The organism is Streptomyces sp. CBMA291 (genome assembly GCF_014596525.1).
GTDB lineage: Bacteria > Actinomycetota > Actinomycetes > Streptomycetales > Streptomycetaceae > Streptomyces.
This window is the reverse complement of the sequence record NZ_MSJP01000022.1, coordinates 70,077-91,857: the sequence shown is the minus strand read 5'-3', so window position 1 is coordinate 91,857 and position 21,781 is coordinate 70,077. Positions and strand designations below refer to the sequence as shown.

The window sequence follows — 21,781 nt, the reverse complement described above, 5'->3', positions numbered from 1 at the left end:
GCTTCTCGACACTCCTTGTCAGACGGCCGGGTGCTCGGCGATGAGCGTACGGGCCGCGTCCAGGTCGTCGGGGGTCTTGAGGGCGACCGTGGCCACCCCCGGCAGAGCACGCTTGGCGATGCCGGTCAGGGTGCCGCCGGGGCACACCTCGACCAGGGCGGTCGCGCCGAGCGCCTGGAAGGTCTCCATGCACAGGTCCCAGCGGACCGGGTTGGCGACCTGGCCGACCAGACGGGCGACGACCTCGGCGCCGTCGGAGACGACCTGCCCGTCCTTGTTGGAGACGTAGCGGACGGCGGGGGCGGCGGGGGACAGCGCGCGGGCCGCCTCCTCCAGCTTCGCCACGGCCGGGGCCATGTGGTGGGTGTGGAACGCTCCGGCGACCTTCAGCGCGACGACCCGGCGGACGCCCTCGGGCTTGTCGGCCTCCAGGGCGGCCAGCTGCTCCAGGGTGCCGGCCGCGACGATCTGCCCGGCGCCGTTCACGTTGGCGGGGGTCAGACCGAGCTTCTCCAGATGCGCGACGGTCACCTCGGGGTCCCCGCCGAGCAGCGCGGACATGCCGGTCGGGGTGATTCCGGCGGCCTCGGCCATCGCCAGGCCCCGGGTCCGGACCAGACGCAGCGCGGAGGCCTCGTCGAGGACACCGGCGAGCGCGGCGGCGGTGAACTCGCCGACGCTGTGACCGGCGACGACGCCGGGGGAGACGTCACCGAGCGCGGCGGCCGAGAGCAGGCCGGCGGCGACCAGGAGCGGCTGCGCCACGGCGGTGTCGCGGATCTCGTCCGCGTCCGCCTTCGTGCCGTAGTGGGCGAGGTCGAGCCCGATGGCGTCGGACCAGGCCGCGATGCGGTCGGCGGCACCGGGGAGTTCGAGCCAGGGGGTCAGGAAGCCGGGCGTCTGGGCGCCTTGGCCGGGAGCGACGAGTACGAGCACCCTCACACTCTCTCTTGGGGACGGCTCCGAGCGCCCGTGGGGACAAGGACGAAGAACCGTCGGGGGAATTGTTGGTGTTCGACAAAAGTCTAGGACTGCGAATCTCCGTCGGCCAAGCGCCCGAGGATCAGCGCGATCCGCAGGGTGAACGCGGAGCGGACGTCGGAGGGCGACCAGCCGGTGACGTCGGTCACACGTCGGAGCCGGTAGCGCACGGTGTTCGGGTGGACGAAGAGCATCCGGGCCGCGCCTTCCAGGCTACTGGCCTGCTCCAGATAGACACTGAGAGTTTCGAGGAGAGCCGATCCCGCTTCCTCCAGCGGTCTGTAGATCTCCTCCACCAGCTGCTCGCGTGCGGAAGGATCGGATGCGATGGCGCGCTCCGGGAGCAGGTCGTCGGCGAGGACCGGCCGGGGCGCGTCCTGCCAGGCGGAGCAGGCCTTGAGCCCGGCCGCCGCCGCCTGCGCGGAGCGGGTCGCGGCCAGCAGGTCGGGGACGACGGGCCCGGCGACGACGGGCCCGGCCGCGTAGGGGCCGATCAGGGACTTCGCGACGGAGAGCGGATTGTCGTTGCCGCCCGCGATGACGACGAGCCGGTCGCCGAGGACCCCGGTGAGGACCTGGAGCTTGGCGTGCCGGGCGGCCCGCCGGATCGCCTCCACGGTCAGCTCGCTGTCGCCGTCGGGGGCGGTGCCGAGGATGACGCAGACGTGGTCGGGGGAGTTCCAGCCGAGGGCCGCCGCGCGGGAGACGGCGCCCTCGTCGGCCTCGCCGGACAGGACGGCGTTGACCACGAGCGATTCCAGGCGCGCGTCCCAGGCGCCCCGGGCCTCCGCGGCCTGCGCGTAGACCTGGGCGGTGGCGAAGGCGATCTCCCGGGCGTAGACGAGGAGCGCCTCGCGCAGCACGGACTCGTCGCCGGGGGCGGCGACCTCCTCGATCGCCGACTCCATGACCTCGATCGTCGTACGGACCATCTCCACGGTCTGGCGCAGGGTGATCGCCCGGGTCAGCTCGCGGGGGGCGGTGCCGAAGACGTCCGTCGAGATCGCCTGCGGGGTCTCGGGGTGCCGGAACCACTCGGTGAACGCGGCGATGCCGGCCTGGGCGACCAGCCCGATCCACGACCGGTTCTCTGGCGGCATCGCCCGGTACCACGGCAGCGTCTCGTCCATGCGGGCGATGGCACCGGCGGCGAGGCGCCCGGAGGACTGCTCCAGGCGCTTCAGGGTGGCGGCGTGCGGGTGGGCGGCGTTCGTGGGTTCTGGCACGGGGACAAGACTGCCTTATCCGGGCGGCGGCGTGCGGGGTCGGGGCGGCTTCGCCTCGGACGGACGCCTTCGGGCTCGCGCCGCGGACACCTTCGGGCTCGCGCCGCGGGCGCCCGGAAGGACACCCCGGGGGCTGTACGAAGGGTGCCGCCGCCCCCGCTTCCCGACCGCACTACGGTAGGGCCGTGACACGCATCCAGCGCGCGGACGAGCGGTACCCCGGCGGGGACCCGGCGGTCGGGATCGAGACCCGGCACGCCCTGTCGTTCGGCCCGCACTACGACCCCGACAACCTCCGTTTCGGCGCCCTGCTCGCCTGCAACGAGGAGCGGCTCGCGCCCGGTGCGGGCTTCGACGAGCATCCGCACAGCCACACCGAGATCGTCACCTGGGTCGTCGAGGGTGAGCTGACCCACCACGACTCGGCGGGCCACACCACGGTGGTGCGCCCCGGCGACCTCCAGCGGCTGAGTTCGGCCGGGGGCGTCCGGCACGTGGAGCGCAACGACGGGGACGTGCCGCTGGTCTTCGTGCAGATGTGGCTGGCCCCGCTCGCACCGGGCGGGGAGCCTTCGTACGAGGTGGTGCGGGGGGTCGGCGACGCGTACGGCCTCCCGGCGGCGGACGCGGTCCTGCACGTCCGCCGTCTGGGCGCCGGGGAGCGGACCGGGGTGCCCGCCGCCGACTTCGCGTACGTCCACGTCGTCCGGGGCACCGTCCGCATCGAGGCCCCGGACCCCACCCCTGCCACGAACGTCACCTCCGCCCCGGGCTCAACCCCTGCCACGGACGCCACCCCCGCCACGGGCTCAACCTCCGCCCCGGGCTCCACCCCCGCCACGGACGCCACCCCCGCCGGGAGTCCCGACCTCGCTCCCGGTGACGCCGTGCGGCTCATCGACGCCACGGGGCGCACGCTCGTCGCCACGGCGGACGCGGAGGTGCTCGTCTGGGAGATGCGGGACTGGCGCAAGGCGTCGGCGTGACCCTTCAGGCCAGCGCGCTCTTCTTCTTCCACTGGTCCCAGTCCAGGTTCCACGCCCCGTAGCCGTTGCCCTCGGCGACCACGCCCTTGGTCTCCGCGCCGGTGATCTCGAACGGGTCGCCCACGTTCACCTGACCGTAGAAGGAGGCGGCGTCGGCGTCGCTCATGCCGATGCATCCCGAGCTGTGGTTGGCGCGCCCGAAGTAGTCCGCGTTCCAGGGGGCCGCGTGCGCGTACATGCCCGACCAGGTCAGCCGCATCGAGTAGTCGACCATCTTGTCGTAGGCGTCGCCGAGGCCGACCGTCTCCGAGTTCATGTTGATGGTGCCCTCCTTCGCCATGAGGACGGCCGTGCCCCGCCAGGACCGCTTGTCGCCGCCCGGGGTGCCGCCGGAGACCGGGATCGTGCGGACGGCGCGTCCCTCGCGGGTGAGCGTCAGCTGCTTCCGGTCCAGGTCGACCTTGACGATCTGGGCGGTGCCGACGGTGAAGCCGGTGCGGTAGTCGCGGACGAACCAGCCGCCGCCGGAGTCCGTCCCGTTCAGATCGGCCTCCAGGGTGACCTTGGTGCCGGGCTTCCAGTACTCCCGGGGCCGCCAGTCGGCCCGGTCCCGGCCCGAGTGGTCCTTGATCCAGCCCCAGGAGCCCTCGGTCCCGTTCGACGTGGTGACCTTCAGCTGCCGCTCCACGTCCGCCTTCCGGGTCACCGGCAGGTCGAAGACGACCGACAGCGGGTGCGCGACGCCCACGGTGGTGTTCTTGCCGGGGGCCAGGGTGAGCTTGTTGACCTTCCCGGGCGCCGGGGTGCTGAAGGAGGACGTCCGCGTCGCCTCCCGGCCGTCGCTCGCGCGCGAGGTCACCTTCACCGTGTACGTGGTTCCCGGCGCCGCCCTGCGGTCCGAGGTCCAGCTGGTCCCGGCCGAGCCCGTACGGCCGGTGAGGGCGGCGCCGTCCGCCGCGGCGACCGTCACCTCGGTGAGCGTGCCGCCCGTGGCGGTCACGATCACCGGGCTGCCTGCCTTCTGGGCCGCCACCGTCACCCGCGCCGGGGCGGCGGGCGTACCGTCACCCGCCCCGGGAGCCGACGGCCCGCCGTCCGCCGCCTGCGCCGTGCAGGCGGTGAGGGAGGCCGTCAGGGCCGCCGCCACGAGGACGGGGCGGGATATGCGTATGCGCGACACGGAAGACCTCCGCGGGAGGGAAAGGGCTGGGATGCTCCGGACTGTAAGCCGCGCGGGCCGTCGGGCGGGGGCTGCCGGGCCCGTGTGACGAGGGCTGCGGCACAACGGTTACCGTCCGGTCATAAACGCCGCGCGGCTCCGTCGCACAGGGCTGTGAACCTGCTCTCCGCCCCACCACCGAGGGGCGGAAACAGGAGGCTCCCCGTTGTGTCTGCGCTGCTCGTGACGCCCGCACACGCCGACCGCCGCACCCCCACAGGGCCGCTCCGCCTCGGCCCGGTCACCCCCGAGGCGTACCGCGCGTTCCTCGCCTCCCGCTCGGGGGCGGCGGGCCCCAGCTTCCTCCAGGTGCCCGCCTGGGCCCGCCTGAAGGACGGCTGGTGCCACCAACTCCTCGGCTGGGGACCCGAGTCGGGCGACCTCCGGGGCGTCGCCCTGGTGCTCCTGCGGGCCTTCCCCGGCACCCGGAAGTACTTCGCCTATCTGCCCGAGGGACCCGTCGCCGACTGGGCCGACCCGGCGCTCGACGACTGGCTCGACCCACTGCTGCGGCATCTGCGCGCGTCCGGCGCCTTCGCCGTACGCCTGGGCCCCGCCCCCGCCTACCGGCGCTGGAGCGCGGCCACCGTCAAGGCGGGCACGGGCCCGGGGCGGCGGCTCTCCGACGTCCTCGCCGACGAGGTCGACCCGCTCGGCGCCCTCGTCGCCGACCGGCTCAGGGCGCGCGGCTGGCGGCGCTGCGGCGGCGAGTCCGAGGACGGCGCCGACGCCCAGCCCCGGCACGTCTTCCAGGTCCCCCTCGCCGGGCGCACCCCCGACGACCTGTGGACCGGCCTCAACCAGGAGTGGCGGCGCAATGTCCGCAAGGCCCGCAAGCACGGCGTCGAGGTCACCGTGGGCTCCGCCGCCGACCTGCCCGATTTCCACCGGCTGCTGCGGATCACCGAGGACCGCGACGGCTTCCGCCTCGGCCGCTCCCTCGCCTACTACGAGCGCCAGTACGCCGTCCTCAACGCCGAGAGCCCCGGCCGCATGCGGCTCTATCTCGCCCGCCACGAAGGCGAGATCCTCGCCGCCCACACCATGATCACCGTCGGCGGCCGGGTCTGGTACCAGACCGGCGCCTCCGCCGACCACCGGCGCGAGGTCCGCCCCTCCAACGCCCTCCAGTGGCGCATGCTGCTCGACGCCCACGCCCTCGGCGCCGACGTCTACGACCTGCGCGGGGTACCCTCCACCCTCGATCCGGGCGACCGCGCCCACGGGCTGCTCCGCTGGAAGCTCGGCACGGGCGGAGAGGTCGTCGAGACGCTGGGGGAGTGGGAGATGCCGATGCCGGGCACGGCCAACCAGGCGCTGTACCGCGCCTTCCAGGCCTATCTGGCCCGCCGATGACGGCCACCCTCGCCACCGGCAGGACCGGCGGCGACCAGCCGGGCACCCCGACCGCCGGACGGACCGAGCGGAAGGCGCCCACCGCACTGCGCAGCGGCGCCCTCATGGCCGCCGGATCGCTCGTCTCCCGCGCCACCGGCTTCGTCCGCGCCGCCGTGGTCGCCGCCGCCCTCGGCGCGGGATACGTCGCCGACGGCTACGCGGTCGGCAACTCCGTCCCCACCATCGTCTACACCCTCCTCCTCGGCGGCGCCCTCAACGCCGTCTTCGTCCCCGAACTGGTCAAGGCGGCCAAGGAACACGCCGACGGCGGCGTCGCCTACACCGACCGGCTCCTCACCCTGTGCGCCCTCGCCCTCACCGCGCTCACCGCCGCCGCCGTCCTCGCCGCGCCCCTGATCGTCGACCTGTACACCGACTACAGCGGCGCCCAGCGGGAGACGACCGTCGTCTTCGCCCGCACCTGTCTGCCGCAGATCCTCTTCCTCGGCCTCTTCACCCTCCTCGGCCAGGTCCTCAACGCCCGGGGCAGGTTCGGCGCCATGATGTGGACGCCCGTCCTCAACAACGTGGTCGTCGTCGCCGTCTTCGGCCTCTTCCTGGTGGTGAGCGACGGCGGCACCCTCACCCCCGGCGAGACCGCGCTCCTCGGCTGGGGCACCACCGCGGGCATCGCCCTCCAGGCCCTCGCCCTGGTACCCGCGCTGCGCGCCGCCGGCTTCCGCTGGCGGCCCCGCTTCGACTGGCGGGGCAGCGGGCTCGCCGCCCCGCTCCGCTCGGCCGGCTGGCTGGTGCTGCTCGTCCTCACCAACCAGGGCGCGTACTGGGTGACCACCCTGCTCGCCACCTCGGCGGGCGGCACGGTCTCCGGCGGCGGACTCGCCGCCTACAACAACGCCTATCTGCTGTGGACCGTCCCGCACGGCATCGTCACCGTCTCCCTGGTGACCGCCCTGCTGCCCCGGATGAGCGGCGCGGCGGCCGACGGCGATCTCGCGGGCGTCCGCAGGGACGTCGGCTACGCCCTGCGGACCAGCGCGGCGGCCGTGGTCCCCGCCGCCTGCGCCCTCTTCGCGCTCGCCGTGCCCCTCCTGACGGTGGTCTTCCGGTACGGGGCGACCAGCGCCGACGACATCCGTGCCATGTCCTGGATCCTGATGGCCTTCGCGCCCGGACTCGTCGCCCTCTCCGGGCAGTACGTGTGCACCCGGGCCTTCTACGCGCTGCGCGACACCCGCACCCCGTTCCTGCTGAACCTGGTGATCGCGGGCCTGGGCGCGCTCCTCTCGCTCACCGCCCACCACCTCCTGCCGACCCGCTGGGCCGTCACCGGCATGGCCGCCGGATACTCCCTCGCCCTGTGGACCGGCTGGGCCCTCACGGCGTACGTCCTGCGCCGCCGCCTCCACACAACCGGGCCCCGCGCAGCCGGTCCCCGCACCACCGACGGCCCCCGCACCGACCCCGGCACCGACCCCGGCCCCCGCACCGGTGACGGTTCCGCCGTCTCGCTCGCGCGGCTGCTGCTCGCCGCCGTCCCCGCCGCCGGATACGGGCTCCTCGTCACCGGGCTCACCGGTCCCGCAGGAGCCGTGCCCTCCGGGCTCGCGGGCGCGCTCACCGTCCTCGGCACCTTCGCCGTCCTCGCCCGGCCCTTCCGCCTCACCGAGGTGTCGGCCCTGCTCACCGCCGGTTCCGGCCGCCTCCGCGTCCTCGCCCGCCGCCGGTGAACCCGTACCGCACCACCCGCCGCCCCCGGCCCACGGGGGCTCCGACGACCTTGGGATACTCCACAGATGCCCCGCGTGCTGCTCATCGAAGACGACCCCTCCGTCCGCGAGGGGGTCGAACTCGGGCTGCGGCGACGCGGCCACGAGGTGCGCACCGCGGCCACCGGTGAGGCGGGACTCGCCGCCCTCGGGGAGTTCCGCCCTGACCTGCTGCTGCTCGATCTGATGCTGCCCGGCATGAACGGCGTCCAGGTCTGCCGTACGGTCCGCGAGAGCAGCCAGCTGCCGATCATCATGCTGACCGCCAGGGGCGACGACTTCGACGTCGTCGTCGGACTGGAGGCGGGCGCCGACGACTACATCGTCAAACCGGCCCGCACCGAGGTCATCGAGGCCCGGATACGGGCCGTGCTCCGCCGCATCGAGGAGCCGGGCTCCGGCCGCTCCGCCGTCGAGTTCCACGGGGAACTCGCCATCGACCGGGCCGGTCTCACCGTCGCCAAGTCCGGCGAGCGCATCGGCCTCGCCCCCTCCGAGCTGAAGCTGCTCCTGCACCTGACGGCCGCCCCCGAGCAGGTCTTCAGCCGTCAGCAGCTCCTCGAACACGTCTGGGAGCACAGCTACCACGGCGACGCCCGACTGGTCGACGCCTGCGTCCGCCGCCTCCGCAACAAGATCGAGGACACCCCGGGCGAACCCCGCTACATCCAGACCCTGCGGGGCTTCGGCTACCGCTTCGGCCCGCTGTGAGAACCCGCGCGGCGAAGGAACAGGGCCGAAGAGCCCGCACGGTCGAGGAACCGCGGACCCGGGCCCACCGGGGCCCCCGGATGCGCGCGCACCCCTTCGGACTGCGCACCCGGCTCGTCCTCGCCTTCCTGCTCGTCGCCGCCGTCGGCTGCGGCACCACCGCCGCCCTCACCTACCGCGCCGCCCGCAACGCGATCCTGGAGCAGACCCAGAACACCGCCGTCTCCGCCTTCCGCGAGCAGGTCTCCGGCCACAGCATCGAGCTGCCCGTCAGTGCCGAGGCGCTGCGCGACCAGCTCCTGCCGATCGCCCGTCAGGGCAAGCCGCGTTCCTGGCGGGTCTACGCCGAGTACGGCACCCTCCGGGTCTCCTCCACCGACCGCCCCACGTCCTCCGTCATCACCCGGGAGCTGCGCGACCGCGCCCTCGGGCAAACCGTCCCGCACGGCAGCTTCCAGCGGGTGGTCAAGAACGGCACCCCGTATCTCACGATCGCCGTCCCCGCCGTCTTCATGGCCCACTCGCCCGGAGCGGCGCCCCAGCGCACCGGACTCGTCTTCTACGCGGTGATGGAGCTGGACGAGGAGGAGGCGAACATCGAGGCCATGGTCACCGCCGCCCGCGACGGGGCCTTGCCCGCGCTCGCCATCGCCCTCATCCCCGCCCTGATCGCCGCGCGGGGCGTCCTGCGGCCGGTACGGGAGCTGCGCCACGCGGCCCACAGCATGGGGCGCGGCCGTCTCGACACCCGTATCCACGCCAAGGGCAGCGACGAACTCGCCGATCTGGCCCGTACGTTCAACGAGTCGGCGGCCGAGCTGGAACGTTCCGTCACCGAGCTGCGGGAGGCCGAGGCGCGGGCCCGCCGCTTCGCCTCCGACGTCTCGCACGAGCTACGCACCCCGCTCGCCGGGATGCTCGCGGTCACCGAGGTCCTCGACGAGGACGCCGGGAGCCTGGACAGCGACACGGCCCGCGCGGTGCGGCTGATCAGCGCGGAGACCGGGAAGCTCGCCGTGCTCGTCGAGGACCTGATGGAGATCTCCCGCTTCGACGCCCGCGCCGCCGAGCTGCACACCGACGAGGTCGACGCCGCCGACTGCGTACGCAAGACTCTCCAGCACCGGCGCTGGACCGATCCGGCGCGGGTCGCCCCGGATCTCGCCGAGGGCATCAGGGCCCGGCTCGACCCGCGCCGCTTCGACGTCGTCGTCGCCAACCTGGTGGGCAACGCGCTGCGGCACGGCGGGACACCCGTCACGGTCCGGCTCTACGCGGAGGGGGAGGAACTGGTGACGGAGGTCGCCGACCGGGGTCCGGGCATCCACCCGGACGTCCTGCCGCATGTCTTCGACCGCTTCTACAAGGCGGACCAGGCCAGGACCCGCTCGGAGGGCAGCGGTCTCGGTCTGGCGATCACGCTGGAGAACGTACGGCTGCACGGTGGCACCGTCACCGCCGCCAACCGACCGGAGGGCGGGGCGGTCTTCACCGTGCGGATGCCACTGTGAGGCGGGGGGCCGAGGTGAGCCGGGATGCCGAGGGGAGCCGGGTGAATCCAGGGGCGGTGGCGGTGGAGCCGGGGCCGGGCGGGGAAGCGAGGTTGGGCGCCGTGGGGATGCCGGGCGTCACAGCGGTGCCGGGTGTCACAGTGGCGCCGGGTGTCTCGGCGGTCCCGGGTGTCACGAGGAGGCCCGTTGCCGCCGTCCGTCGCGCCGCCGGGGTCCTGTTCACCCTGGCGGCGCTCGGCGGCTGCGGCATCCAGGAGAGCGACGTCGTCGAGGCGGGCGGCGCGGCGACCGTCTTCGTCAGGCCCGGTCCCGAAGAGCGGGCGGTGCTCTACTTCCTCGGCCCGGACGGGCGCTCGATGCCGGTGGCCCGGGACATCCACGCGCCGGGGGCCCCGGCAGGCGCCTACGCCGACACCGACGGGTTTCCCGCGTCGGACCCCGGCCGCTCGCCGATACGGGCCGACACCGACAAGCTGCTCGCCGCGCTCCTCTCCGGTCCGCTGCCGAGCGAGGCCGCGCGGGGCATCACCACCGACCTGCCGGACACCTCCACCGGCTTCCCGCACGTCCAGCGGGACCCGAAGGGGGCGGAGGACACGGAGTCGGGCCGCCGGCGGATCAACATCGTGGTCAAGCTCCACGTACGGAAGCTGTCCGAGGCCGCCGTCCGGCAGCTGGTCTGCACGGTGGCCTACGCGGAACACCCGGCCGGTCTCGTCGACGTCACCCTCCTCGGCATCGACGGTCCCCGGTCCATCCGGAGCTGCGAGGAATCGTTCTAGGCCGGGTCCTCCGGATCAGGAGGCCGTGTCTTTCGGGTCAGGCCGGATCCCGTCACGTGTCTTCCGGGTCAGCCCGGACCAGCCCGGACCAGCCTGGACCAGCCCGGACCAGCCCGGATCGGCCCGGACCCCGCCGGGCCCGGGTCGCACCGCCCGGCCCGGGTCGCACCGCCCGGTCGTCCCCGCTGGGGCAGGGGGGTGGAACGGCGCGACCATTGGGGTTATTTGTCGGATTATCGGCCTGTCGTTTCCGGGGTGACTGGTACCCATCCCGACCATGAGGAGAAAACGCCCCCCGTCCCTGCCCGGCCGCCCCGCGCCGCCCGGCCGCGCCTCCCGACTCGCCACCGCGGCCCTGGCCCTCCTGGTCGGCGCGGGAACACCCCTGGCCCTCGACACCGGCGCCCGCGCCGACACCGCGCCCCGCCCCCGGGCCACCGGCTCCCCCCTCGTCGACGAGACCTTCAGCCGCGCCACCGCCCCCGAGTTCACCGGAGTCGGCGCCTCCTGTCTCACCGGCGCGCCCACCGGAGGCGCACCGCCGCCCAGCGGCAGCCACCCCCTGGGCGGCTGCGCCCCCAGCGCGGTCGGACCCGTACCACCCAACAGCGCCGACCCCTACGGCTTCCTGCGGCTGACCGACTCCAACCACTTCCAGAGTTCGGCCGTCCTCTACAACCACGCCATCCCGGCCGGACAGGGACTGGACGTCACCTTCGACCAGTACCAGTACGGCAGCACCACCCCGGCCCGCCCCGCCGACGGCATCTCCTTCTTCCTCGTCGACGGCGCCGCCTCGCTGACCCACCCGGGCGCCTTCGGCGGCAGCCTCGGCTACGCCCAGATCCGCGAGGGCGACAACCCGAACGTCCCGATGCAGCCCGGTGTCGACCACGGCTACATCGGCGTCGGACTCGACGTCTACGGCAACTACTTCGGCGACGGCGAGTCGCGCGGCAACGGCTGCGCCCACCGCTCGCCGACCATGGAGTCCTGGCCGCCGCCCGCCCCCAACATGATCACCCTGCGCGGGCCGGGCGACGGCACCATCGGCTACTGCTTCATGACCGCCACCACCGACAACCTCACCACCACGGGCCCCTGGCCCTCCACCCTGCCGGGGCAGCTCCAGGGCCCGACGACCGTCATGCCCGGCGGCATCACCCCGCAGGACGCGGCGGAACTCCTCGAAGTGGACCGCCGCCGGGTCAACGTGCACATCACGTCGGGCGCCGCCCCGCTGCTCACCGTCTCCGTCGACTTCAACGACGGCACAGGCCCGCACCAGGTCCTCTCGACCCCCGCGCCGCTGCCGCTGCCCTCGACGTACAAGTTCGGCTTCGCCTCCTCGACCGGCGCGAACACCGACGTCCACCTCGTCCGCAACGTCGTCGTCCACAGCGCCGACCCGCTGCCCGAGCTGAACCTGGTCAAGCAGGCGCGCAAGCCGCTTCCGGCCGATCTGGCCCCCGGCGACCAGGTGCCGTACGACTTCGTGGTGACCAACTCGGGCACCACCAACATCACCGAACTCGTCGTCACCGACCCGAAGATCGGCGCGGTGACCTGCCCGACGACGATGCTCTCGGTCGGCCAGACCATCACCTGTACCGCCACCTACACCGTGACCGCCGCCGACGCGGCCGCCGGTTCCATCGTCAACACCGCCGTCGCGACCGGTAGTTCCGACGGCGACACGGTCACCTCGCCACCGTCGTCGGAGACCGTGCCGCTCCAGCGCCCGGCGGCCATCGAGGTCGAGAAGAGGGTGGCGACGGAAGGCCCCTACTCGGTCGGCCAGACGGTCACCTACCTCTACACCGTCCGCAACACGGGCGGGGCGCGGCTGGATTCGGTCGCGGTCCAGGACGACCACGTCACCGGCATCACCTGCGAGGCGACCTCGCTCGCCCCCGCAGGGGAGACCGGGGACAGCACCACCTGCACGGGTACGTACACGATCACCGCGGCGGACGGCACGGCCGGTTCGGTCACCAACACCGCCACGGCGACGGGCCAGGACGACGGCCGGACGGTCACCTCGCCGCAGACCGAGCTGACCCTCCCCATCGGGACGCCCCACGTCACCCTGACGAAGCGGGTCACCTCCACCGGCCCGTACCAGGTCGGCTCGCGGGTCGACTACGCGTACACCGTCACCAACACCGGCTCCACCACCCTGACCGGCGTACGGGTCCTCGACGACCACGCCACCGGCGTCACCTGCGAGGCGACCACGCTCGCCGCCGGCGCCTCCACCACCTGCCACGCCTCCTACACGATCACCCAGGCGGACATCGACCTCTGCCGGGAGAGCGGTGAGGCGCAGAACTGCGTCATCACCAACGTGGCCCAGGCCGGTGGCACCGACCCGCAGGGCCAGGAGATCGTCAGCGACCCCGCGCAGGCGGAGGTCACCGTTCCCCTCGGGGAGTCGGCCGTGACCCTGGCGAAGCGGGTGGTCTCGCCCGGCCCGTTCGAGGTCGGTTCGACGGTCGAGTACGCGTACACCGTCACCAACAGCGGCAGCAACGCGCTGACCGGCGTGACCGTGGACGACGACCGGATCGAGAACGTCACCTGTGAGGCGACCACCCTCGCTCCCGGCGCCTCCACCACCTGCCACGGCACCTACACCGTCACCGAGGCCAGTCTGGAAGGCTGCGACCGGGGCGGCGACGAGGGCTACGGAGGCGGCGGCACGGAGTGCGTGATCACCAACGTGGCCCGTGCGACCGGAACGGACCCCGAGGGCGCGAGCGTCGTCAGCGACCCGGCCCAGGCCAGCATCACGGTCAACGGCGGCCACGAGCCGTGCGGTTACGGCTGTGACGACCGCAGGAAGAAGAAGCCCGCGAGCCACTGAGCCCGCGGGCAGCACACCCCTCCGGCGCCGCCCCACGGGACGGCGCCGGAGGCGTGCGCGAGGAGAAACCCCGTGGCCTCAGGCCCCGGCCGTCCGCAGCTCCGCGAGCACCGCGTCCGTGAACGGCGGCCACGCCTCGATCGCCCACGGCCCGAAAGGCCGGTCGGTGAGGGCCACGCACGCGGCCCGCGCGTCCGGGTCGACCCACAGGAAGGTCCCCGACTGCCCGAAGTGGCCGAACGTACGCGGCGAGGAGGTCGACCCCGTCCAGTGCGGGACCTTCCCGTCGCGGATCTCGAAGCCGAGCCCCCAGTCGTTCGGCCGCTGGTGCCCGTAACCGGGCAGGATGCCCGTCACCCCGGGATACGTCACGGTCATCGCCTCCAGGACGGTGCGCGGGTCGAGCAGCCGGGGCGCCTGCACCTCGGCGGCGAACCGCACCAGATCGTCCACGGTCGACACGCCGTCCTTCGCGGGCGAACCCTCCAGGGACGTCGACGTCATCCCCAGGGGCTCCAGGACCGCCTGGCGCAGATAGTCGGCGAACGGGATGTCGGCGACCTTCGCGAGATGGTCGCCCAGCACCTCGAAACCGGTGTTGGAGTAGATCCTTCGGGCGCCGGGCGCCGCCATGACCCGGTCCTCGTCGAAGGCGAGCCCCGAGGTGTGGGCGAGCAGGTGCCGCACGGTCGCGCCCTCGGGCCCGGCCGGCTCGTCGAGGTCGAGCGCCCCCTCCTCGTACGCGACGAGAACGGCGTACGCCGCCAGCGGCTTCGTCACGGAGGCCAGCGGGAACCTCTTCCCGGTGGGCCCGTGGGACCCGGCCAGGGTGCCGTCCGCGCGGACCACGGCCGCGGCGGCGGTGGGGACGGGCCAGTTCTCGATCGACGCCAGGCTGGGCACGCTGCTCTGCATGGCCCCGAGCCTACTTGCTTCGAGTGCACTCCAACGTTTTAGCGTGGGGGTCATGAGCGTGATGGCGAGCACGAGCCCGACCCCCACCCGTACCCGGACGCACTACAGCATCAGCGAGGTCGCGGAGCTGACCGGTCTCACCGCCCACACCCTGCGCTGGTACGAGCGGATCGGCCTCATGCCCCACGTGGACCGTTCGCACACCGGGCAGCGCCGCTTCACGGAGAAGGACCTCGGCTGGCTGGAATTCGTCGGCAAGCTGCGGCTCACCGGGATGCCGGTCGCCGACATGGTCCGGTACGCCGAACTGGTCCGCGAGGGCGACCACACCCGCGACCAGCGCAAGGAACTCCTGGAGACCACCCGGCGCGACGTGCTCGCCCGGATCACCGAACTCAAGGACACGCTCGCCGTGCTCGACATCAAGATCAGCCACTACGGGACCGCAAGCGGAGGGACACCCACATGAGCAGCGAGACCAGGATCGACACCGTACGACTCGGCCAGGACGGGCCGGAGATCGGCGTCCAGGGCTTCGGCGCCATGGGCATCAGCGAGTTCTACGGCGACACCGACGAGGCGGCGGCCCGCGACACCCTCGACGCGGCCCTGGAGACCGGCGTCACCCTCATCGACACCGCCGACATGTACGGCAGCGGGGCCAACGAGGAGTTCCTCGCCCCCTTCCTCGCCGCCCACCGCGACGAGATCACCATCGCCACCAAGTTCGCCATCGAACGCGACCCGGTCGACAACACCCGCCGGGGCGTGCGCAACGACCCCGCCTACATCCGCAAGGCGGTCGAGGGCAGCCTGCGCCGCCTCGGCATCGACACCATCGACCTCTACTACATGCACCGCCGCGACCCGGAGGTCCCCTTCGCCGACTCCGTCGGCACGATGGCCGAACTCGTCAAGGAAGGCAAGGTCAGGTACCTGGGCCTGAGCGAGGTCACCGGCGCCGAACTGCACGAGGCCCACGCCGTGCACCCGATCACCGCCCTCCAGTCGGAATGGTCGCTCTTCTCCCGGGACGTGGAGCGGAGCGCCGTCGGCGCCGCCGCCGAACTCGGCGTGACCTTCGTGCCGTACTCGCCGCTCGGCCGGGGCTTCCTCACCGGCTCGTTCGCCGACGCCGCCAAGGACCTCGCGGGCAACGACTTCCGCCGCCACCAGCCCCGCTTCTCCGGCGAGAACGCGGAACGCAACGCGGCCCTCCTCGCCCCGGTCCGCGAGATCGCCGCCGCCCACGGGGCCACCCCCGCGCAGATCGCCCTGGCCTGGGTCCAGCAGCGGTCCGCCGTGCACGGACTGACCGTCGTCCCCATCCCCGGCACCCGCAAGCGCTCCCGGCTCCTGGAGAACGCGGCCGCCACCCGGATCACCCTCACCGACGCGGAACTGGCCGCCCTTGAGCCCATCGCCGCCCAGGTGGCGGGCGACCGCTACCCGGACATGCGGGGCACGTCGGCGAGCCGGGAACAGTAACCCCGGCCGGAAGCCAGGGGGCTGGGGACCGTCACCCCAGCCCCAGGGCGAAGACCGCGAACCCCGCCGCGAGAAGCCCCGCCAGGACCCGAGGGGCCGGGCCCGTCCGGGTCCACGGCGACTCGAAGCCGCGCGCGTACCGCCCGATCAAGGCCAGCAGCCCGGCGAAGACCGGCATCCACGCCAGCCGGGCGAGGATCCAGCCCGCCGAGTCCGGCGCACCGACCAGACCGGGCACCTCCCCGAGGTACGAGCCCGGCACCGCCGCCGCCAGCATCGCCGTCTGGTGCCAGCACAGCACCGTCATCGCCGACAGGTTGACGACCACGACCGGCGCCCACAGCGCGGGCCGGGCCAGCAGCCGGCCGATCCGGTCCCTGAGCAGGATCGCGGCGCCGCTCTGCGCGGCGGCCAGGGCCAGGACGAGCAGCGACGGCGGATGCGAGTTGGTGCGGGCCTCACCGGGGACGCCCACCATCGACGCCGGGTAGCCGAAGACCAGAAGCAGCGCCGCGAACAGCACGGCCCCGCCGAGCAGCAGCCACCGGGCGTGGACCCGGGTGACCCGGCCCTCGCCCCAGGAGACGCCCAGCTGATAGGCGAACAGCCAGCCGGGCAGGATGTTGAGCAGCGAGAGCCACGACGGGACGAAGTCCGCGCCGGGCCCGTACCGCAGGAAGTCGACGACGGCGACCGAACCGAGCAGCGGGGCCGCCGCCCACACCCCGAGCCGCCGGGCGGCCCGTACGCACAGCGGGGTGAGCGCGGTGACGACCGTGTACACACCGACGAACCAGAGCGGCTGGATCACCAGCGTGGACGCCGTCCGCAAGGTGTCCAGGGGCACCCCGGCGCCGTAGTGCAGCAGCGGCAGGAGCACCGCCCACACGGCGGTGACGCCGAGCACCGGACGGCCGAGCCGGGCGAGCCGGCCCCTCAGCCAGTCGCCCGCGGAGCCCTTGCGGCGCCGGTACGACAGGACGGAGGCATAGCCGCCGACGAGGAAGAAGATCCCCAGCATCTGGAGGACCCAGCTGACCGGGGCGAGCCCCGCGAAGGTGGCGAGGGGACTGGCGTTGTGGAGCGCGCCATCGCCCGAAAGGGTGAAGCCACCGAGCAGCCAGTGCCCGGTCGGCACGGCGAGCAGCGCCAGGGCGCGCAACCCGTCGACGGCCCGGTCGCGGTGGGCGGGCGTGCCCGACTCGATCGTCCGGGCCAGGGTGGCGAGCGCGCTCATCGGACGTCCCCCTCGGCGATCGCGGCGAAGGCGCGCAGCGAGGAGGTCCCGGCGGCGAAGTAGCCGCCGTGGCCGTCGGCGTCGGCGGCGGGTATCCGGCGGGCGCCGAAATCCGGGTCCGTGGGGTCGGGGCCGTGCCCGAGCCCGGCCAGCTCGACGTGGGGAACCCGGTCGATCCAGTCGGTGGGGTCCTTCGCCGCCCAGACACGGGCGGAGGTGCCCAGGTCGGCGACGTTGTCGGCGCGCATCCCCGGCGAGCCGAGGACGACCAGGTCCTTGGCCTTGAGGGCATGGGCGGCGAGCCCGCAGACGACGGAGCCGTAACTGTGGCAGAAGACGGCGGGCTCGGCCGCGCCGACGGCCGCGAGACCGTCCGCGAACCGGGTGAGCCGGGCCGCCCCGGCCTCCGCGAGCCGCCCGGTGGCCGCGTCGACGCCGACCCCGACCGGGGTGGTGTACCCGACCCAGGCGATCACCGCCGTCCGGCCGCCGGTCGCCTCCCGCAGGGACCGCGCCATGGCGGCCACCGACCGGACGTGCCCGGCGTCGACGTCCGAACCGGGCACGATCACCGCCACGTGCTCGGCCCGCGCCGGATCCCCGTAGACCAGGGTCACCTGCCCGCGCCCCCGAGGGTCGTACGCGAGGACCCGCGCCCCCTCGAACTCCCCGCGCGTGGTCCGGGCGTTGGCCGCGTACCGAAGCTCCAGGGGCGCCCCGTCCAGGTTCCCGACGACCGTCGGATGGGCGAGCGCAAGAGCCTTTCTCTGTACGGGCTTGAGCCCGGCGAAGAACCGCGCGACCCCGGCCGGGTCCATCCCCTCGGGGTCCGGCAGCCCCGCACTCCGCCACCCCTCCGTCCCGACCGGAGGCCCGGTCACGATCTCCTGGCCGCGCCCGGACGCCCAGCCGGCCGTCCCCGCGATCACGGCGGTCACCAGAGCCGTCGTGATCAAGGTCCTCGTCAAGCGGCGCATGGGACGCCCTCCCTCTCCGGTACTCGCTCGTCCGCTGGCGAGAGGAAGGTAGGAAGACGACGGGTGGCGGCACGTCACCCCGGGGAGCCAACTCGGGCCCGATACCGGGGTAGGGGGTGGAGGAGCAGCCAACTCCAGGCCGGGGGTGGGGTTTACCCCCGGGGGAGAACGGGAGGGGACACCCGGGGGCGAGCACCGGACCCGAGGTCAGGGCGGGTCCGGAGGCCGGGCCGTGGCCGTCCCGGAGAGCCCCGCCACCCGGGCGGGGCAATCTCCGGGACGCGGACGCGGATGGACCGGGGCACACCGGGGTATGCCCCGGCCCCGGAAACGGCGCGGGACCCGGGCCCGGGTCGGGCCGGGCCCGGCGGGTCCGCACCCGGGGTCCGGGTCGGGACGTGCCTGGGGTGTCCGCACCCGGGGTCCGGGTCGGGCCGGGTCTGATGTGTCCGCACCCGGGGTCCGGGCCGGGACGTGCCCGGTGTCCGGGGCAGGGCGTGCCCGGTGTGTCCGTACCCCGGGTCCGGGGCAGGACCTGCCCGGTGCCCGTACCCGGGGTCCGGGTCAGGACGTGCCCGGTGTCACCAGGCCCGACTCGTACGCGAAGACGACCGCCTGGGCCCGGTCGCGCAGGTCCAGTTTGGCCAGGACCCGGCCGATGTGGGTCTTCACCGTCTGCTCGGCGAGGACGAGCCGGTCCGCGATCTCCTGGTTCGACAGACCCCGCGCGATGAGTTCGAGGACCTCCGTCTCGCGCGGGGTGAGGCCGTTCAGCCGCAGCGCCGTGGTGTCCCGGCGCGGCGCCGGGCGCGAGGCCGCGAAGTCGGCGATGAGCCGCCGGGTCACGGAGGGCGCGAGCAGCGCCTCGCCCGCCGCCACCACCCGCACCGCCGCGATCAGGTCGGCGGGCGGGGCGTCCTTCAGGAGGAAGCCGGACGCGCCCGCGCGCAGCGCCTCGTACACGTAGTCGTCGACGTCGAAGGTGGTCAGCATCAGGACCTTCGGCAGCCGGGTGACACCGGGCGGCGGGGTCAGGATCTCCCGGGCGGCGGCGAGTCCGTCGAGTTCGGGCATGCGAACGTCCATGAGCACCACGTCCGGGTGGGCCGAGCGGGCCACCTCGACGCCCTGCCGCCCGTCGGGAGCCTCGCCCACCACGTCGATGTCGGGCTGCGCGGAGAGCAGGGCGGCGAAACCGGCCCGCACCATGGCCTGGTCGTCGACGATGATCACACGGATGGTCACTCGGGTTCCTCGGCGGTCGGGGCGGCGCTCGGCGCCGGGGACGGGACGGCGACCGGACCCGGGTCCGGGGTCAGCGGAAGCCGCGCCGCCACCCGGAACCCCCCGTCCGGCAGCGGCCCCGTGTCGAGCGAGCCGCCCGTCAACCGTACGCGCTCCCGCATGCCGACGAGCCCGTGCCCGGTGCCGGGAACACCCCGCTCGACCGGGGAACCGTCCTGGGTGGCGGGCCCGTTGACGACGAGGACGGTGAGCACGCCGTCGTCCGCGCGGACCGAGACCCGGGTGACCGCGCCGGGCGCGTGCCGGACGACGTTGGCCAGGGCTTCCTGGACGATCCGGTACGCGGAGAGGTCCACCGCCTGCGGCACCTCCCCGAGATCGGCGGCGAGCCGCAGCTCCGCCGGGACCCCGGCCCGCACGGTGGCCTCCACCAGCTGCTGGATCCGGTCGAGGCCCGGCTGCGGCGCCCGCTCGCCCTCGCCGCCGTCACTGCGCAGCACCGACAGCAGCCGGCGCATCTCGGCCAGCGACTCGCGCGCGCTCGTCGCGATCGAGGCGAACTCCTCCCGGGCCGCCTCGGGAAGACCGGGGACGCGGTACGGCGCCGAGTCCGCCTGCACGGTGATCACCGACATGTGGTGGGCCACCACGTCGTGCAGCTCGCGCGCGATCCTGGCCCGCTCCTCCAGAAGCGTCCGGCGGGACCGCTCGGCCTCGCTGATGTGCTCCTGCTCGGCCAGCCGCCGCTGGACGTCGCCCCGCGCGCGGATCGCCGAGGTCAGCATCAGCAGCACCCCGCTGAGGACGAGCACCAGGGTGTGGACGCTGGTGTACCCGGCGGGCCGGAGTGTCTCCAGGGCGTATCCGGCGGTGCCGGTGGCGAGCCACACCCCGAACAGGGCGAGCCGGGACTCGCGGAGCCCGAGCGCCACCATCAGCGCGCAGTAGCCGACGACGGCGGGCGGCGTCCAGGGCCACAGATGGGCGCGGGGCCCGTCCGCCGGGAGGAGGGCGAGCGCGCCCAGGACATGGGCGGCGAAGACGATCCACCAGGCCTGGAGGGGCCGGGAGACGGCGAGCAGCAGCGGCGCCGCCTGCGCGGTGGCGAGGGCCCCGGCGAGACCGCCGTCGAGTCCGTAGTCCCCGGAGAGCAGGACGACCGAGGAGGGCAGCAGCGCGGACACGAAGGCGGCGGCCAGAACGTACGGCAGCAGCCGCACCCACCGGGAGGAGGCCTCGGAGAGCAGCGGCGCCCCGGGCGCGGCGGGCGTGGTGAGCGCGGTCCCGAGCCCCTGGAGCATCTCCTGGACCCGTTTCCCGCCCCGCCGGAAACTGAACGGCTCACGCCGCTGTTCGATAACCATGACCCGTTCAGAGTAGGGACGTGACCCGGCACCCGGCGTCATACCGGGGAGGGGCGTGGGGGTGGTACCGGGGTAGGGGGTGCGGGTGGGGCGGGTGAGGCGGGGCATGCCGGGGCGAGGACCGGGGCCCGGGGCGAGGGCCGGGGCTCCGGGGGCGGGGCCCCGGGGCGAGGGCCGGGGCTCCGGGGCGGGGCCCGGGTTTCGGCCCCGTGACCCCGCCGCCCCAGGCCTCACAGCTCCGCCAGCAGCTCCGCCTTCTTCGCCGAGAATTCCTCGTCCGTCACCAGCCCCGCCTGGTGCAGTTCGCCCAGATGCCGAATCCTTTCGGCGACGACCCCCGGCGCGGCCACGCGCGCGGGGGTGCGGTCCGTGGTGCGGATCGCCGAGAGGACCGCCGCCGCGAACGGCAGCGACTCGTGCACCGGCCCGTAGCCGAGCCCGAAGACGACCGCGTCGGGGTCCCGGTCGGGCCGCGCCGAGCGGGGGTCGCCGCCCCGGCGCACCATCCGCAGATGCCCGCCGAGGACGTCCGGCGAACGCCATTCGACCCCGCACAGATCCCGTACCGAGAAGAACTGGTCACCCGCCTTCCACTTCTCGGAGGACGCCCCCGTGGACGACCAGCGGAAGGCGACCTCGGACGTCCCGTCGAACGTCGCCCTTCCGTCGTACGCCTTGAAGGAGAGCGCGCCCCTCGGCGGCTCCACGAGGAACCGCTCGGCGGGCACCACCCCTCCAGGCTCCACGCCGAACGAGAAGTCCGCACCCGGCGCCGCCGCCTCGATCCGGCTCAGCAACTCGGCGTGGTGGAACACGGCAAGGGCCTCCCGCTCCGCCGGGACGACCAGGCGGTACGGATCGTATTCCTCCTTCAGTTGCCCCGCGGCCGCCTCCACCAGTGGATCGGCGCCCGGTCTCGGGGCGGCGCGCAGCACGACGGTGCCCCGCTTGCCGGGCGCGAGCGTCACGGACGCCAGCGCCTCGTGCGGTACACGTCGTTCGCGCAGCGCCTGGAAGAGCTTCGGCGTGCGGATCCCCCGTTCGAAGCGGATGACGAGGGCGTCGCTCTCGAACTCCCAGGTGGCATGAATTCCGGCCAGCACATCACCCATACGCCTCATCGTAAGGCGGCGCATGCCCTCGCGTCG

Annotated in this window: 18 protein-coding genes; 9 read left to right on the top strand and 9 right to left on the bottom strand. The window is 73.9% G+C overall.

Annotated features, from left to right (window positions below):
- Positions 1-18: 18 nt before the first annotated feature.
- On the bottom strand, positions 19-936 hold the full coding sequence (locus BU197_RS06160) for an ACP S-malonyltransferase (protein ID WP_188267183.1): 918 nt from the start codon (positions 934-936) through the stop codon (positions 19-21).
- Positions 937-1,025: 89 nt separating this feature from the next.
- Entirely contained in the window at positions 1,026-2,207 is a 1,182-nt protein-coding gene (fasR, locus tag BU197_RS06155) for a fatty acid biosynthesis transcriptional regulator FasR (protein ID WP_188267182.1), read from the bottom strand.
- 185 nt (positions 2,208-2,392) lie between these two features.
- On the opposite strand from fasR, the gene BU197_RS30930 reads away from it, so the two are divergent.
- On the top strand, positions 2,393-3,193 hold the full coding sequence (locus BU197_RS30930) for a pirin family protein (RefSeq protein ID WP_188267181.1): 801 nt from the start codon (positions 2,393-2,395) through the stop codon (positions 3,191-3,193).
- A gap of 4 nt (positions 3,194-3,197) precedes the next feature.
- Here the strand turns inward: BU197_RS30930 and BU197_RS06145 are convergent, their stop codons facing one another.
- Positions 3,198-4,373 (bottom strand): Ig-like domain-containing protein, encoded by a 1,176-nt coding sequence (locus BU197_RS06145; protein WP_188267180.1) that lies wholly within the window; start codon positions 4,371-4,373, stop codon positions 3,198-3,200.
- A 207-nt stretch (positions 4,374-4,580) separates the two neighbouring features.
- Here BU197_RS06145 and BU197_RS06140 point away from each other — a divergent pair, with 207 nt between their 5' ends.
- The 6 genes from BU197_RS06140 (at position 4,581) to BU197_RS06115 (ending at position 13,407) form a co-directional block, all read left to right on the top strand.
- The gene (locus BU197_RS06140; RefSeq protein ID WP_188267179.1) at positions 4,581-5,768 is read left to right on the top strand and encodes a peptidoglycan bridge formation glycyltransferase FemA/FemB family protein; all 1,188 of its coding nucleotides are present in this window, start codon (positions 4,581-4,583) and stop codon (positions 5,766-5,768) included.
- Positions 5,765-7,498, top strand: coding sequence for a murein biosynthesis integral membrane protein MurJ (gene murJ, locus BU197_RS06135; RefSeq protein ID WP_188267178.1), 1,734 nt, complete (start codon positions 5,765-5,767; stop codon positions 7,496-7,498). Before BU197_RS06140 ends, murJ begins: the two co-directional genes overlap by 4 nt.
- A gap of 66 nt (positions 7,499-7,564) precedes the next feature.
- On the top strand, positions 7,565-8,248 hold the full coding sequence (locus tag BU197_RS06130) for a response regulator transcription factor (RefSeq protein WP_188267177.1): 684 nt from the start codon (positions 7,565-7,567) through the stop codon (positions 8,246-8,248).
- 80 nt (positions 8,249-8,328) lie between these two features.
- Entirely contained in the window at positions 8,329-9,759 is a 1,431-nt protein-coding gene (locus tag BU197_RS06125) for a sensor histidine kinase (protein WP_188267176.1), read from the top strand.
- A 107-nt stretch (positions 9,760-9,866) separates the two neighbouring features.
- Positions 9,867-10,541, top strand: a complete 675-nt coding sequence (locus BU197_RS06120; RefSeq protein WP_188267175.1) for a hypothetical protein — start codon at positions 9,867-9,869, stop codon at positions 10,539-10,541.
- Between the two features lie 277 nt (positions 10,542-10,818).
- Complete coding sequence (locus BU197_RS06115) at positions 10,819-13,407, top strand: DUF11 domain-containing protein (protein WP_188267174.1); 2,589 nt, start codon at positions 10,819-10,821, stop codon at positions 13,405-13,407.
- 78 nt (positions 13,408-13,485) lie between these two features.
- Here the strand turns inward: BU197_RS06115 and BU197_RS06110 are convergent, their stop codons facing one another.
- Positions 13,486-14,322, bottom strand: coding sequence for a serine hydrolase domain-containing protein (locus tag BU197_RS06110; RefSeq protein WP_188267173.1), 837 nt, complete (start codon positions 14,320-14,322; stop codon positions 13,486-13,488).
- A gap of 52 nt (positions 14,323-14,374) precedes the next feature.
- On the opposite strand from BU197_RS06110, the gene BU197_RS06105 reads away from it, so the two are divergent.
- Positions 14,375-14,791, top strand: a complete 417-nt coding sequence (locus BU197_RS06105) for a MerR family transcriptional regulator (protein ID WP_411158448.1) — start codon at positions 14,375-14,377, stop codon at positions 14,789-14,791.
- Positions 14,788-15,810 (top strand): aldo/keto reductase, encoded by a 1,023-nt coding sequence (locus tag BU197_RS06100; RefSeq protein ID WP_188267172.1) that lies wholly within the window; start codon positions 14,788-14,790, stop codon positions 15,808-15,810. The genes BU197_RS06105 and BU197_RS06100 overlap by 4 nt, the downstream gene beginning before the upstream one ends.
- Before the next feature lie 31 nt (positions 15,811-15,841).
- Here BU197_RS06100 and BU197_RS06095 read toward each other — a convergent pair whose 3' ends face one another.
- From BU197_RS06095 to BU197_RS06075, 5 genes are all read right to left on the bottom strand, one after another.
- Positions 15,842-17,047 (bottom strand): acyltransferase family protein, encoded by a 1,206-nt coding sequence (locus tag BU197_RS06095; RefSeq protein WP_188267171.1) that lies wholly within the window; start codon positions 17,045-17,047, stop codon positions 15,842-15,844.
- The gene (locus tag BU197_RS06090; protein WP_188267170.1) at positions 17,044-18,024 is read right to left on the bottom strand and encodes an alpha/beta hydrolase; all 981 of its coding nucleotides are present in this window, start codon (positions 18,022-18,024) and stop codon (positions 17,044-17,046) included. Before BU197_RS06090 ends, BU197_RS06095 begins: the two co-directional genes overlap by 4 nt.
- A 564-nt stretch (positions 18,025-18,588) precedes the next feature.
- Positions 18,589-19,269: a response regulator gene (locus tag BU197_RS06085; RefSeq protein WP_188267169.1), complete on the bottom strand. Its 681-nt coding sequence runs from the start codon at positions 19,267-19,269 to the stop codon at positions 18,589-18,591.
- Positions 19,266-20,675, bottom strand: coding sequence for a sensor histidine kinase (locus BU197_RS06080; protein ID WP_188267168.1), 1,410 nt, complete (start codon positions 20,673-20,675; stop codon positions 19,266-19,268). The genes BU197_RS06085 and BU197_RS06080 overlap by 4 nt, the downstream gene beginning before the upstream one ends.
- A gap of 188 nt (positions 20,676-20,863) precedes the next feature.
- Positions 20,864-21,745 (bottom strand): DUF4429 domain-containing protein, encoded by an 882-nt coding sequence (locus BU197_RS06075; protein ID WP_188267167.1) that lies wholly within the window; start codon positions 21,743-21,745, stop codon positions 20,864-20,866.
- Positions 21,746-21,781: the final 36 nt, after the last annotated feature.